12 protein-coding genes are annotated in these 13489 nt (G+C 65.6%); 1 reads left to right on the top strand and 11 read right to left on the bottom strand.

Going from position 1 to position 13489, the window contains the following annotated elements; translation table 11 throughout:
- Nucleotides 1–267 precede the first annotated feature (267 nt).
- The 11 genes from P5705_RS24980 to P5705_RS24930 all read right to left on the bottom strand — a co-directional run bounded on the left by P5705_RS24980 (nt 268) and on the right by P5705_RS24930 (nt 12153).
- A complete protein-coding gene (locus P5705_RS24980) occupies nt 268–669 on the bottom strand; it encodes an ExbD/TolR family protein (RefSeq protein ID WP_011536258.1) in 402 nt (133 codons plus the stop codon).
- 1 nt (nt 670) lies between these two features.
- Nucleotides 671–1393 carry a MotA/TolQ/ExbB proton channel family protein gene (locus tag P5705_RS24975; RefSeq protein WP_011536259.1) on the bottom strand — a complete coding sequence of 241 codons (723 nt, stop codon included), beginning with the start codon at nt 1391–1393 and terminating at the stop codon, nt 671–673.
- Nucleotides 1394–1423: 30 nt separating this feature from the next.
- Complete coding sequence (locus P5705_RS24970) at nt 1424–2215, bottom strand: energy transducer TonB (RefSeq protein WP_277463541.1); 792 nt, start codon at nt 2213–2215, stop codon at nt 1424–1426.
- A gap of 384 nt (nt 2216–2599) precedes the next feature.
- Nucleotides 2600–3589, bottom strand: coding sequence for a sulfate/molybdate ABC transporter ATP-binding protein (locus tag P5705_RS24965; protein WP_277463540.1), 990 nt, complete (start codon nt 3587–3589; stop codon nt 2600–2602).
- Between the two features lie 3 nt (nt 3590–3592).
- Nucleotides 3593–4465: a sulfate ABC transporter permease subunit CysW gene (cysW, locus tag P5705_RS24960; RefSeq protein WP_277463538.1), complete on the bottom strand. Its 873-nt coding sequence runs from the start codon at nt 4463–4465 to the stop codon at nt 3593–3595.
- A gap of 12 nt (nt 4466–4477) precedes the next feature.
- Complete coding sequence (gene cysT, locus P5705_RS24955) at nt 4478–5296, bottom strand: sulfate ABC transporter permease subunit CysT (RefSeq protein ID WP_277463537.1); 819 nt, start codon at nt 5294–5296, stop codon at nt 4478–4480.
- A gap of 185 nt (nt 5297–5481) precedes the next feature.
- Complete coding sequence (locus P5705_RS24950; RefSeq protein WP_213658796.1) at nt 5482–6489, bottom strand: sulfate ABC transporter substrate-binding protein; 1008 nt, start codon at nt 6487–6489, stop codon at nt 5482–5484.
- Between the two features lie 48 nt (nt 6490–6537).
- A complete protein-coding gene (oscA, locus tag P5705_RS24945; protein ID WP_011536265.1) occupies nt 6538–6720 on the bottom strand; it encodes a sulfur starvation response protein OscA in 183 nt (60 codons plus the stop codon).
- Between the two features lie 218 nt (nt 6721–6938).
- On the bottom strand, nt 6939–10004 hold the full coding sequence (locus tag P5705_RS24940; RefSeq protein WP_277463536.1) for an efflux RND transporter permease subunit: 3066 nt from the start codon (nt 10002–10004) through the stop codon (nt 6939–6941).
- Nucleotides 10001–11068, bottom strand: coding sequence for an efflux RND transporter periplasmic adaptor subunit (locus tag P5705_RS24935; protein ID WP_277463535.1), 1068 nt, complete (start codon nt 11066–11068; stop codon nt 10001–10003). Before P5705_RS24935 ends, P5705_RS24940 begins: the two co-directional genes overlap by 4 nt.
- Nucleotides 11065–12153: an efflux RND transporter periplasmic adaptor subunit gene (locus tag P5705_RS24930; RefSeq protein WP_277463534.1), complete on the bottom strand. Its 1089-nt coding sequence runs from the start codon at nt 12151–12153 to the stop codon at nt 11065–11067. Before P5705_RS24930 ends, P5705_RS24935 begins: the two co-directional genes overlap by 4 nt.
- A 140-nt stretch (nt 12154–12293) precedes the next feature.
- Here P5705_RS24930 and P5705_RS24925 point away from each other — a divergent pair, with 140 nt between their 5' ends.
- On the top strand, nt 12294–13460 hold the full coding sequence (locus P5705_RS24925) for an AAA family ATPase (RefSeq protein ID WP_277463533.1): 1167 nt from the start codon (nt 12294–12296) through the stop codon (nt 13458–13460).
- The last annotated feature ends 29 nt before the right edge of the window (nt 13461–13489 follow it).

Genomic DNA, 13489 nt, shown 5'->3' with positions numbered 1-13489 from the left:
CAACTTCTTGCGCAGTGGTGGCAAAAAGTTGCGCAGTTGGCTGTAGGCCTTGCTGCGCATGCCCTACATCAATGTATTCACACACTTATCCACATTCGAGTGCGCAACTTCTTGCGCAGTTGACCAGAAAGTCAGATTTCCCGAGCAAGGCCAAAACGAGTGATCCCAGGAAGCTGGCTCGGGCATAAAAAAAGGGGCCAACCCCTGCCAAGAGATATGGCCCCAACGCACCTGCGAGAATCGCTTGCCTGAAGAGGGTCTTGCCGGTCAGCGCGCGGTGATCACCGCCAGCTTGCTGATGCCGGCCCGTTCGATGGCCGCCATCGCCCGGGCGACCTCGCCGTAGTTCACGCCATCGTCGGCCTGCAGCTGCACGCGCAGCTCGGCATCCTTGCTCTTGGCGGCTTTGAGGTTGGTCTCCAGCAGGTCCGGCTGGATCTCGTCCTTGTTGATGAACAGCTTGCCGCTGCCATCGATGCTCACCACCAACGGGTCCTTCTGCTCCACCGGGGCGACGGCCTCGGTCTTGGGCAGGTTGATGGGGATGGCGTTGGTCAGCAGCGGTGCGGTGACAATGAACACCACCAGCAGCACCAGCATGACGTCCACCAGCGGCGTGACGTTGATTTCACTCAACACTTCATCGCTGTCCTGGGTCGAGAAGGCCATGTCAGGAGGCCTCCTTCACAGGTTGGGTGAAGCCGGTGTGCTGGCGCTGCACCGCCGGGTGCACCAGCACGCGGAAGGCACTCTTCTGCGCCAGGCTGTAGAAGTCGTGGGCGAAGTCGTCGAGGTCCGCCGCAGTCAGCTTCAGGCGACGGAGGAAGTAGTTGTAGACCAGCACCGCCGGCACCGCGACGGCGATACCCACGCCGGTGGCGACCAGCGCCGCGCCGATCGGGCCGGCCACGGTTTCCAGGCTGGCCGAGCCCGCCGCGCTGATGCCCTTGAGGGCTTCCATGATGCCCCATACGGTGCCGAACAGGCCGATGAACGGCGAGGTGCTGCCGATGCTGGCCACCACTGCCAGGCCGGTTTCCAGTGAGCGGCGCTCGCGGACGATCTGCTGGCGCAGGGCGCGCTCCAGACGGTCCTGATGGTTGATGGCCTGGCTCAGGTCACTGGCCTGGCCGGGCTCGCCGACCGCGATCGCCGCGAAGCCGGCCTGGGCGACGCGGGCGGCCGGGCCGGGCAGGTCGTGGGCGGGCTCGGCGGCGGAGTCGAGGCTGGACGCGGCCCAGAACTGCTGGTGGAAGCGTTTGTCCTGGTTCTTCAGGCGCACGAACTGCACGACCTTGGCCAGGGCCAGCGCCCAGGTGGCGACGGAGAAGCCGACCAGCAGCCAGATGACCGCGCTTTCAACGGATTCGAGGGGGGATGCCAACAGGCTCATGATGTAGTCCTTCCTTTGTGCGGTCGCGGGTTAACGAAGCTTGAAATCGATGGGTACGCTGACCCAGCCCACCTGGGCCACGTCGCCCTGCTTGGCCGGCACGAAGCTCCAGCGCTTCACGGCGGCCAGCGCGGCGGCGTCCAGGGCGTCACGGCCGCTGCTCTTCTGGAGCTGGATCTGCCCCGGCTTGCCGCTGGGCAGCACCTCGACCCGCAGCAGCACGGTGCCTTCCCAGCCACGGCGCAGGGCCATCTGCGGGTACTCGGGCGCCGGGTTCTTCAGGTAGGCGGCGTTGGCCGACGCCGGGGTGACCGGCGCAGGTGCGGGTGGCGCAGGTGCCGGGGGGGCGGGCGCGGCCACCGGTGTTGGCGGTGGCGCCTCGACCGGCTTGGGCTGCGGCTTGGCCACCGGTTTGGGCGCAGGCTTGGGTTTCGGGACCGGCTTGGGCGCGGGCTTGGCGGCCAGTTCGTCGACCACTGGTGGCGGTGGTGGCGGCTGGACCACTGGGGCTGGCGGCGGCGGTTCGACCACTGGCGGCGCCGGGGCGGCGAATTCGATGGTCATGGGCGGAATCTGCGGCGCAACGACCGGCAGTTCGGGCGTCGGCTGATGGCTGACCCAGTACGCCGCGACACCGTGCAGCACCAGCACCAGCAGGCCGAGCGCCAGTTTGTCGCGGCGCTTCAGGCCACTGACCGGCGTGCGTTGCAGGCGCAGTTGCGCGAGCGGCAGGCGCAGGGTGCGGCCAAGCTCGACGAGCTCCCCCGGCGCAGGGCGCCAAGGCTGGTCGTAGGCCCGGGCGGCGGTCTGGACATTACCCATTGCTTGAGGCTCCTGGGGTGTTGATTCAGGTGTGTGGCTGAATCATCAGCGCCAGATGCTTAGCTCATAAAGTAATGTTTAAACGTAAAGTTAGATCTTTAAGGAATATTTATTTTGATGGCCTGCCCACAGCCCACGTCGTTCGTGGCTTGCCGCAAAACAGCTCGCGAACGATGCTTTATCGGCATTAAAAATATTCGCTCAAGGCATCAGTTGGCTGCGAGGGCTTCGCCCTCGATCGCGGCACAAGGCCGCTCCTACAAAGAGATCGTGGTGCCCTGTAGGAGCGGCCTTGTGCCGCGATGGGCTGCACAGCAGCCCCAATAGCTCTCAGGAAATAAAAAACCCGGGACCATGCCCGGGTTTTTCATCACAAGCGCCAGCTCAGATATCCGCCACCTTCTGCCACACCTTCGGCCGGAAGAACAACGTCTCCCCCCGCACCAGCCCGGTCAGGCTGTCATGGTCCTTGACCACTTCGGCTTCGATCAACTCGCTCTGCCCTTCCACCTTCAGGGTCACCCGGGTGGTCGCGCCCAACGGGCGAATATCACGCACCTCGGCGGCGTGGTGCCCCTCGGTCTCATGGCGCGACAGCGACACCTCGTGCGGACGGAACAGCACATGATGCCCTTCGCTCAGCGCCAGGCGGTTGGAGTCGCCGAGGAAGTGGTAGACGAAGTCGTTGGCCGGCTTCTCGTAAACCTCGCCAGGCGAACCGATCTGCTCGATCACGCCCTTGTTCATCACCACGATGCGGTCGGCGACTTCCATCGCTTCTTCCTGGTCGTGGGTGACGAACACCGAGGTCAGGTTGATGTCCTCGTGCAGGCGCGCCAGCCAACGGCGCAGCTCCTTGCGCACCTTGGCATCCAGCGCCCCGAACGGCTCGTCGAGCAGCAGCACCTTGGGCTCCACCGCCAGGGCACGGGCCAGGGCGATACGTTGGCGTTGGCCACCGGACAACTGCTCGGGGTAGCGGTCGGACAGCCAGTCGAGCTGCACCATGTTCAGCAGTTCATGAACCTTCTCGGCGATCTTGCTCTCGCTCGGGCGCTCGCCCTTGGGCTTCATGCGCAGGCCGAAGGCGACGTTGTCGAACACGCTCATGTGGCGGAACAACGCGTAGTGCTGGAACACGAAACCGACGTTGCGATCACGCACATCGTGGCCGGACACATCCTCGCCATGGAACACGATGCTGCCGTCATCCGGCGTCTCGAGGCCGGCGATGATGCGCAACAGGGTGGTCTTGCCGCAGCCGGACGGCCCCAGCAGCGCCACCAGCTCGCCGCTGTGGATATCCAGGTTGATGTTGTCCAGGGCCTGGAAGCTGTTGAAGCGCTTGCTGACGTTACGAACTTCGATCGACATGAATCATTCCTCCGCGGCGCTGTGGCGCAGGCGGTTAATACGGTTCTCGCTCCACTGCTTGAGCAGCAGGATGAAGAGCGCCAGGATCAGCAGCAGGCTGGCCACGCTGAAGGCCGCGACGTGGTTGTACTCGTTGTAGAGGATCTCCACGTGCAGCGGCAAGGTGTTGGTGACGCCGCGGATATGGCCGGACACCACCGACACCGCGCCGAACTCGCCCATGGCCCGGGCGGTGCACAGCACCACGCCATAGATCAGGCCCCACTTGATGTTCGGCAGGGTGACGTGCCAGAACATCTGCCAGCCGTTGGCCCCCAGCAGGCGCGCGGCCTCCTCTTCCTGGGTGCCCTGCTCCTGCATCAGCGGGATCAGCTCGCGGGCCACGAACGGCACGGTGACGAAGATGGTCGCCAGGACGATGCCCGGCAGGGCGAAAACGATCTGGATATCGTGGTCCTGCAACCATGGCCCGAACAGGCCCTGGGCGCCGAACATCAGCACGTAGACCAGGCCGGCGATCACTGGCGACACCGAGAACGGCAGGTCGATCAGGGTGACCAGGATGCTCTTGCCGCGGAATGTGTACTTGCTCACGCACCAGGCAGCGGATACGCCGAACACCAGGTTCAGCGGCACCGAGATGGCCACCGCCAGCAGCGTGAGCTTGAGCGCGGACAGCGCGTCGGGCTCGAAGATCGCTTCGAAGAACGTGCCGAAGCCGTTCTTCAGCGCCTGCGATACCACGATCACCAGCGGCAGTGCCAGGAACAGCGCGAAGACGATCCAGGCCAGGGTGATCAGCACGCGGCGCGAGGTGGCGCTGCCACGCCGGGCGGCGTTGGCGGCGGCGGTTGCACCGAGGGTTTGACTAGACATTGCCGGCCTCCTTCAAGGGGTTTCGATGCGCCGCTGCAGCAGGTTGATCAGCAGCAGCAGGATGAAGGAAACCACCAGCATCAGCACGCCGATGGCGGTGGCGCCGGTGTAGTCGTACTGGTCGAGCTTGACCATGATCAGCAGCGGCAGGATCTCGGTCTTCATCGGCATGTTGCCGGCGATGAAGATCACCGAACCGTACTCGCCCACGCCGCGGGCGAAGGCCAGGGCGAAGCCGGTCAGCCAGGCCGGCAGCAGCGCCGGCGCCAGCACGTGGCGGAACACCTGCAGCGGTTTCGCGCCCAGGCAGGCGGCGGCCTCTTCCACTTCACGCGGAATGTCGGCCAGCACCGGCTGCACCGTGCGCACCACGAACGGCAGGGTGACGAAGGTCAGCGCCAGGGTGATGCCCAACGGCGTATAGGCGATCTTGAAACCGAGGTCGGTGGCGAACTGGCCGACCCAGCCCGCCGGGGCATACAGGGCGGTCAGGGCGATACCGGCGACGGCGGTGGGCAGGGCGAACGGCAGGTCGATCATCGCGTCGATGACCTTGCGCCCGGGGAAGCTGTAGCGCACCAGCACCCAGGCCAGCAGGGTGCCGATCACACCGTTGATGATGGCGGCGAACAGGGCGGTGCCGAAACTCAGCTTCAGCGCGGCCAGTACCCGCGGTGCGCTGACGATGTTCCAGAACTGCTCCCAGGTGAGCTGCGCGGCATGGATGAACATGGCGGCCAGCGGTATCAGCACGATCAGGCTGAGGTACACCAAGGTGTAGCCCAGCGTCAGCCCGAAGCCGGGTATGACGGGGGAAATGCGACGTGACATAAAGGTCCCTGGTTGAACGCACGAAGCCCGGAAAGGCTCCCGGGCTGGTGCTAGCTTCTGAATCCCGGGGCTGCTGCGCAGCCCTTTCGCGGCACAAGGCCGCTCCTACAACGGCACGCGATCTCCTGTAGGAGCGGCCTTGTGCCGCGAAAGGGCCGCACAGCGGCCCCGCTTTTCCCTGGCGTTTACTGTGCCTGATAAATCTGGTCGAACACCCCACCGTCATTGAAGAACTTAGGTTGTGCAGTCTTCCAGCCACCGAAGTCCTTGTCGATGGTCACCAGGTCCAGCTTGGGGAACTGCTTGCCGAATTCGGCGGCGACCTTCTCGTCACGCGGGCGGTAGAAGTTCTGCGCGGCGATCTGCTGGCCCGCCGGGCTGTACAGATGCTTGAGGTATTCCTCGGCGATCTTCTCGTTGCCCTTCTTCTCGGCGTTCTTGTCGACCACCGCCACCGGTGGCTCGGCCAGGATCGACAGCGAAGGCACGACGATCTCGAACTTGTCGGCGCCACCGTCTTCCTTGAGCGCCAGGAAGGCTTCGTTCTCCCAGGCCAGCAGCACATCGCCCTGGCCATTGTTGACGAAGGTGATGGTCGAGCCACGGGCCCCGGTGTCGAGCACCGGCACGTGCTTGAACAGCTCCTGCACGTAGGCCTTGGCCTTGTCTTCGCTGCCGCCGCTCTTCAGGCCGTAGGCCCAGGCGGCGAGGAAGTTCCAGCGGGCGCCGCCGGAGGTCTTCGGGTTGGGGGTGATGACCGAGACGTCCTTCTTGATCAGGTCGCCCCAGTCCTTGATGCCTTTCGGGTTGCCCTTGCGCACCAGGAACACGATGGTCGAGGTGTACGGGGTGCTGGCCTGCGGCAGGCGCTTCTGCCAGTCCTCCGGCAGGCTCTTGCCGAGCTTGGCGACTTCGTCGATGTCACCGGCCAGGGCCAGGGTCACCACATCGGCGCGCAGGCCGTCGATCACCGCGCGGGCCTGCTTGCCGGAGCCGCCATGGGATTGCTGGATCTTCACCTGGTCGCCTGGGTGGGCGGCCTGCCAGTGCTTGATGAACTCGGCGTTGTACTGCTGGTACAGCTCGCGGGTCGGGTCATAGGACACGTTCAGCAGTTCGTAGTCCTTGGCGATCGCGGAACCGGCAAAAACGGCACTGGCCAGGGCGGCAAGCGCATAACGGCGGATGGACATGGTGAAGCTCCCGATTGGCATTTTTCTAATTTTTGAAGTGATGCGGTGTCAGCCGGACTTGCCGCCGGGCTGCTGCAGGCGGAACTTCTCCTTGCGTTCGATCTGCACCACCTGGGCGTTGTGCACGGTGATCTCCACCGCGCCGAAGCGCAGGTCGCGTAGTGCGCTCTGGATTTCACGCAGAATGGTGGCTTCGTCCTGACCGTCGATGCTGCGCAGAGATGCACTCATGCTCGTTCTCCTGTGAGTAAGGGTGCCGGGCAGAGGTTTTGAAGGGGATTTGCGCCTGGCGTGAGAGCCATAGTAGTGAGGCGCGGATATTCTTAAAAATACTGTTTAAGAATGTTTATATAACTACTCTGTAGGAGCGGATTTATCCGCGATGCAGGCACCGCAACGCTCGGCACGGGCGGTGCCCGTGATCGCGGATAAATCCGCTCCTACCAGGGTCAATGCGATTTCGGGGCTTTGTTTTCTGGCTCGCGGATCTTGTACCAGGCCACATACAGCGCCGGCAGGAACAGCAGCGTCAGCAGCGTTGCACTGATGATGCCGCCGATCATGGCGTAGGCCATCGGCCCCCAGAACACCTCCCGGGCAATCGGAATCATGCCCAGGCTCGCCGCCGCCGCCGTCAGCAGGATCGGCCGACGGCGGTGGTTGGTCGCCTCCACCACCGCATCCCAGGGCGTGTAGCCCTGCTCCTCGAACTCGTCGATCTGGGTCACCAGGATCACCGAGTTGCGGATGATGATCCCGGCCAGGGCGAGGATCCCGAGGATCGCCACGAAGCCCATCGGCGTGCCCGTGGGCACCAGCGCCACCACCACGCCGATCAGCCCCAGCGGCGCGACGCTGACCACCAGGAACAGCTTCTGCACGCTGTGCAGCTGGATCATCAGGAAGGTCGCCATCAGGAACAGCATCAGCGGGATCACGGCGGCGATCGGCCCCTGGGCCTTGGCGCTCTCTTCCACCGTACCGCCAGTGGCCACGTCGTAGCCCACCGGCAGCTTGCCGGCGAAGTCATCGATGCTGGGCTTGAGTTCGGCCACCAGGTCGGTGGGCTGGATATCACCCACCACAGAAGCCTTGATGGTGATGGTCGGCTTGCGGTCGCGGCGCCACACCAGCGGCTGCTCCTGCTCGTAGCGCACGGTGGCGAAGGCCAGCAGCGGGATCGAGGTGCCGCTGGGCGTGACGATCTGCAGGTTCTGCAAGGTATCCGGCGAGCCGCGTTCGCTGTCCTCGGCGCGGGCCACCACATTGACCAGGTAGATGTTGTCGTTGACCTGGGTGACCTGCACGCCGCTGACGATGCTGTTCATCACGTTGGCCACGTCCTCGGACGACAGCCCCAACTGGCGCGCCTTGTCCTGGGCGATCTCGATGCGCAGCACCTTCCCGGGCTCGTTCCAGTCGTAGATCATCTCGCCGATGTGCTCGTTGCTGTCGAGCAGGGTCGCCAGCTCGATGGCATGCCGGCGCACCTGGTCGATATCCTTGCCGCTGACCCGGTACTGGATCGGCCGGCCCACCGGCGGGCCCATCTCCAGCGACTGGACGTTGGTGCCGACGCCGACGAACTCCTCGTGCAGCAGCTTCTGCAGGCGCTCCATCATGCCGGCGCGCTCCTCGAAGCCCTTGCTGACGATCACCAGCTGGGCGTAGTACGGGTTCTGCAGTTGCTGGTCGAGGGGCAGGTAGAAGCGGATCGCGCCCTGGCCGATGTAGGTGCTCCAGCGCACCAGGTCCGGGTCGTCCTTGATCCTCGCCTCCAGGCGGTCGACGACCTTGCGCGTCTCCTCGATCGAGGCGTTCTGCGGCAGGTTGAGGTCGACCAGGATTTCCGGGCGGTCCGACGACGGGAAGAACTGGTTCTGCACGAAGCGCATGCTGAAGATCGACAGGGCGAACAGCAGCACCGTGCCGATGATGGTCAGCCAGCGATGGCGCATGCACCACAGCAGCCCGCCCTCGAACGCCCGGCCGACGCGCCCGGGTTCTGCCTCATGAGGCTTGAGCTTGCTGCTGCTGAGAATGTGCACGCCCAGCACGGGAGCGAAGAACACCGCCACCACCCAGGACACCAGCAAGGCCACGGCGATCACCGCGAACAGGGTGTAGGTGTACTCGCCCGCGGAACTGGCGTTGAGGCCGATCGGCACGAAGCCGGCCACCGTCACCAGGGTGCCGGTGAGCATGGGGAACGCGGTGGAGGTATAGGCGAAGGTGGCCGCCTGCTCCTTGCTCTCGCCCATTTCCAGGCGCGTGACCATCACCTCGACGGTGATCATCGCGTCGTCCACCAGCAACCCCAGGGCGATGATCAGCGCACCGAGCGAGATCCGCTGCATGGTGATGTCGCTGTACTCCATGAACACGAAGACCATCGCCAGCACCAGCGGAATCGAGCAGGCCACCACCAGCCCCGCGCGAATGCCCAGGCTGACGAAGCTCACCGCCAGCACGATCACCACCGCCTCGAACAACGCGCTGGTGAAGCCGCCGACGGCCTGCTTGACCACCACAGCCTGGTCGGACACGTTGTGCACGCCCACGCCCACCGGCAGGTCGCGAACGATGCTGTCCATCCGTGCTTTCAGGGCCGCGCCGAACACCTCGATGTTGGCGCCGGCCTTCATGCCGATCGCCAGGCCGATGGCGGTCTGGCCATTGAAGCGGAACATCGGCGACGGCGGGTCGACGTAGCCGCGCTCGATATCGGCGATATCGGCCAGGCGGAAGAACCGGTCGTTGATACGCAGGTTCACCGTCTCCAGGTCCTTCTCCGAGGCGAATTGCCCGGTGGTGCGCACCGAGATGCGCTCGGGGCCCGCCTCGATCACCCCGGCCGGGGTCACCGCGTTCTGCTGCTGCAGGGCCTGCATGGCCTGGCGCTGATCGATGCCCAACGCGGCCAGCTTGCGGGTGGAGAAGTTCAGGTAGAGCACTTCGTCCTGGGTGCCGATCAGCTCGACCTTGCCGATATTGGGCACTTCGCGCACTTCGGCCCGCGCCACTTCCACGTAGTCGCGCAGTTGGCGCAGGGTGAGGCCGTCGGCGGTGAAGGCGTAGATCGAGCCGAACACGTCGCCGAACTCGTCGTTGAAGCCAGGGCCCTGGATGCCCGCGGGGAACTGCCCGCGAATATCCTGGATCTTCTTGCGCACCTGGTACCAGATCTCGGGAATGTCCTTGGCCTTGGTGGTGTCGCGCAGGTAGACGTAGACGGTGGACTCGCCGGGGCGGGTGTAGCTTTTCACGTAGTCGAGGGAGTCGAGCTCCTCGAGCTTCTTCTCGATGCGGTCGGTGACCTGGTACAGGGTCTCGTCCTGGGTGGCGCCGGGCCAGCGGGTCTGGATGACCATGGTCTTGATGGTGAAGGACGGGTCTTCCTCACGGCCGAGGTTGAAGTAGGAGAAGATCCCCATCAGCAGGCCGACGAACATCAGGTACCAGACGAAGGACTGGTGCTTCAGCGCCCATTCCGAGAGGTTGAAGCTTCCTTTCATTGCACGTCCTCATCGAAGGTGACCTTCTGGCCGGGCTTGAGGCTGTTCACTCCAGCCGTCACCACCCGCTCGCCGGGTTGCACGCCGGAGGCCAGGACGAAGCTGTCGGCGGTACGCCCGATCAGCGTGACGTCACGGGTAGCCACGGTTTTCTGTTGCGGGTCGACCACCCACACCTGGGTCTTGCCGTCGCGTTCGAGCAACGCCGTCAGCGGCAGCTGGCTGCGCGGGCTCACCGCCGAGGTCAGGGTGACACTGATCGCAGTGCCCAGATGGAAGGCATCGGGGGTGCTGGCCAGGGTCAACCGCGCACGCCGGGTACGGGTGGTGGCATCCGCCTGTGGCTCCAGTTCACGCAGCGTGGCGGTGGTGTTGATACTGGGGTCGAGCTGCGAGGCGACGGTGAAAGTGAGCCCCTTGTTCAACTGTTCAGCGAGCGGGATCGGCAGGTCGATCACCGCCTCCTTGATGTCGGGACGGGCCAGGGTGACCACCGCCTGGCCGGCGCTTACGGTCTGCCCCGCCTCGGCCTGCCAGGCGGTGACCACCGCCGCGTGGTCGGTGCGCAGGGTGCTGTAGTCGAGCTGGTCGCGGGCCTGGCTGACCGCCGAACGCGCCTGTTCCAGCGCGGCGCCGGTGGTCTTCAGGTCGGTCTGGGCGATGTCCAGCTGGGCCTGGGCGCCGACGCCACGGTCGTACAGCTGCTGCTGGCGGCGGGCATTGGCCTGGGCGTTGATCCATTGCGCCTGGACCTTGGCCAGGTCGCCTTCGGCGGCCCGCAGCTGGTTCTGCTGGTCGGTCGGGTCAAGGGTGGCCAGGGTATCACCCGGGTTCACCCGGGCGCCCACGTCCAGCCAGCGCCGGGCGATGCGCCCGGACACCCGGAACCCCAGGGTACTTTCGAAGCGGGCCTGAATGGCGCCGGCAAAGCGGCCCATTTGCGACTGCACCTGGGGTTCGACCAGGGTCGACAGCACCGGGCGCACCGCCTCGGGCTGCACCTCCTCGCCGCCGCAGGCAACCAGCACCAGGCTGGCGGACAGTATCAACAGCTGGCGCTTCATGGCGCGGCTCCTCCGTCCTTGGCGCTGACCTTCTCGACCTGCATGCCCGGGTGCAGCAGTTGCCCACCCCCCACCACCACGGTTTCACCGCCCTTGATACCGTCGGCGATCACCACCTTGCCGGTGAGGTAGCGCGCCACCTGGACCTTGCGCAGTTCGACCTTGTCGCCCTCACCCACCACCCACACCGCTGGGTCCTTCAGCGCCTTGGTCAGCGCCGCCCAGGGCAGCTCGATGCTGGGCCGGCCCTGGGTGTTGCCGGTGGCCGTGACCGGCGAGCCCAGTTGCATGCCGGCCGGCACGTTGCGCAGCGCGACCTTGACCTGCACCGTGCCGCTCTCGGCGGACACCGTCGGGGTGATCTCGCGGACCCGGCCCTCGGCCTTGATCGCCGGGTTGTCCAGCAGGCTGACCACGACGCCCTCGTCGCTGGGCGCTTTCACCAGCAGCGCTTCATAGACATTGAACACCGCATCGCGGTCGCCATCGACGGCCAGGCTGAAGATCGGCATGGTCGCCTGCACCACCTGGCCGACCTCGGCCTGGCGCGCGGTGATCACCCCGGCGGCCTCCGACACCAGCGCCGTGTAGCTCAACTGCTCGTTGGCGTTGGCCAGTTGCGCCTGGGCGGCCTTGAGCGCACTCTGGCTGCTGCGCAGGGCGGCTTCGGCGGAATCGTATTCACTCTGGCTGGTGTAGCCCTTGGGCAGGAGCTTCTGCTGGCGCACGAACGCGGCGCTGGTCTGGGTGACCCGGGCCTGCTCGGCGAACACCTCGGCCTTGGCGGAATCGACCGTGTTCTGCAGGTCTTTCGGGTCCAGGCGCGCCAATACTTGATTGGCTTTCACGTGGTCACCCACATCGACGCTGCGCGCGATGATCTTGCCGCCCACGCGGAACGAAAGGTCGGTCTGCACCCTTGCCTGCACATCGCCGGTCAAGGTGACCCTGGCGGCGAAATCGGTGGGCTGCACCTGTTGCACCGCCACCCTGGGCAACACCGGCCCGGCTTGCTCCTTGCCACAACCCGCAAGCATGAACAGCAGCCCCAGGCAAACGACCATCGGCAGACGTATTACCGTCATGCAGGCTCCTTGCTTCGACAAAGGGTGAGAGGGATGCGTTTGAAGCGTAGATCAGGGATGGACAAACGGCACCGATGTCGGCCCAACAAAGCGAAACGCTATCGGCGATAATGCCAGCCTGACGCTCAAGGACCCCGCCGATGCTGACCACCCTGGCCATTGCCAACTACCGCTCGATCAACCAGCTGGTGATGCCGCTCGGGCGGCTCAACGTGATCACCGGTGCCAACGGCAGCGGCAAGTCCAACCTGTACAAGGCCTTGCGCCTGCTGGCCGAGACCGCCCGCGGCGGCGTGGTCAACGCGCTGGCTGCCGAGGGCGGGCTGGAGTCGACCTTCTGGGCCGGCCCCGAGAAGCTCACCCGGCGCATGCTCAACGGCGAGGTACCGGTGGAAGGCGGGCCACGCCAGCAGGCCAGGCGCCTGAAGATGGGTTTCGCCGGCGAAGACTTCGGCTACGCGATCAGCCTCGGCCTGCCCGAACCCAGCCGGTCGAAGTTCGCCCTGGACCCGCAGATCAAGCAGGAGACAATCTGGGCCGGCCCCCTGTGCCGCCCGGCCAGCCAGCTGGTGCAGCGCAACGCAGGGATGGTCAAGGCCCGCGACGGGCGCCAATGGCAGGTGCTGCACCAGCACATGACCGAGTTCGACAGCCTGTTCGACCAGGTCGGCAGCCTCCAGGGCTCCCCCGAAGTGCCGCATCTGCGCGAGCAGATCCGCAGCTGGCGCTTCTACGACCATTTCCGTACCGATGCCGAAGCCCCTGCCCGGCAGTCACGGCTGGGCACGCGCACGCCGGTGCTGCACCACGACGGCCGCGACCTTGCGGCCGCCCTGCAGACCATCGACGAGATCGGCGACCTGCAGGCGCTGCAGGATGCGGTGGGTGACGCCTTTCCCGGCGCCCGGCTTGCGGTCGACGCCCAGCCCGGCGGGCTGTTCGGCCTGCGTTTCCACCAGGCCGGGCTGCTGCGGCCGCTGAGCGCTGCGGAGCTGTCCGACGGGACCTTGCGCTACTTGTTGCTGGTGGCGGCCCTGCTCACGCCGCGCCCACCAAGCATGATGGTGCTCAACGAGCCGGAGACCAGCCTGCACCCGGACTTGTTGCCGGCACTGGCGCGCCTGATCCGCCGCGCGGCGCGGGAATGTCAGGTCTGGGTGGTGTCGCACGCGCCCCGGCTGGTGGCGGCGCTGGAGGAGGATGACGACTGCAACTCGATCCACCTGGAGAAGACCTTGGGGCAGACCGGTATCGTCGGGCAGGGCATGCTGGATGAACCGGCCTGGAACTGGCCGGATCAAGGCTGAACAGACACAACCCGTAGGAGCCAGCCTTG

It is taken from the genome of Pseudomonas entomophila (assembly GCF_029478665.1).
Classification (GTDB): domain Bacteria; phylum Pseudomonadota; class Gammaproteobacteria; order Pseudomonadales; family Pseudomonadaceae; genus Aquipseudomonas; species Aquipseudomonas entomophila_F.
Note: the sequence above shows the minus strand (reverse complement) of the source record. Positions and strands in the feature narration are given on the sequence as shown.

Bases quoted from the DNA above. Each gene is read 5' to 3' on its own strand.
- P5705_RS24935 (WP_277463535.1), bottom strand. From the start codon at position 11,068: ATGAAGCGCCAGCTGTTGATACTGTCCGCCAGCCTGGTGCTGGTTGCC.
- P5705_RS24925 (WP_277463533.1), top strand. From the start codon at position 12,294: ATGCTGACCACCCTGGCCATTGCCAACTACCGCTCGATCAACCAGCTG.
- cysW (WP_277463538.1), bottom strand. From the start codon at position 4,465: ATGTCTAGTCAAACCCTCGGTGCAACCGCCGCCGCCAACGCCGCCCGG.
- P5705_RS24975 (WP_011536259.1), bottom strand. From the start codon at position 1,393: ATGAGCCTGTTGGCATCCCCCCTCGAATCCGTTGAAAGCGCGGTCATC.
- P5705_RS24930 (WP_277463534.1), bottom strand. From the start codon at position 12,153: ATGACGGTAATACGTCTGCCGATGGTCGTTTGCCTGGGGCTGCTGTTC.
- oscA (WP_011536265.1), bottom strand. From the start codon at position 6,720: ATGAGTGCATCTCTGCGCAGCATCGACGGTCAGGACGAAGCCACCATT.
- P5705_RS24970 (WP_277463541.1), bottom strand. From the start codon at position 2,215: ATGGGTAATGTCCAGACCGCCGCCCGGGCCTACGACCAGCCTTGGCGC.
- P5705_RS24950 (WP_213658796.1), bottom strand. From the start codon at position 6,489: ATGTCCATCCGCCGTTATGCGCTTGCCGCCCTGGCCAGTGCCGTTTTT.
- P5705_RS24940 (WP_277463536.1), bottom strand. From the start codon at position 10,004: ATGAAAGGAAGCTTCAACCTCTCGGAATGGGCGCTGAAGCACCAGTCC.
- cysT (WP_277463537.1), bottom strand. From the start codon at position 5,296: ATGTCACGTCGCATTTCCCCCGTCATACCCGGCTTCGGGCTGACGCTG.
- P5705_RS24980 (WP_011536258.1), bottom strand. From the start codon at position 669: ATGGCCTTCTCGACCCAGGACAGCGATGAAGTGTTGAGTGAAATCAAC.
- P5705_RS24965 (WP_277463540.1), bottom strand. From the start codon at position 3,589: ATGTCGATCGAAGTTCGTAACGTCAGCAAGCGCTTCAACAGCTTCCAG.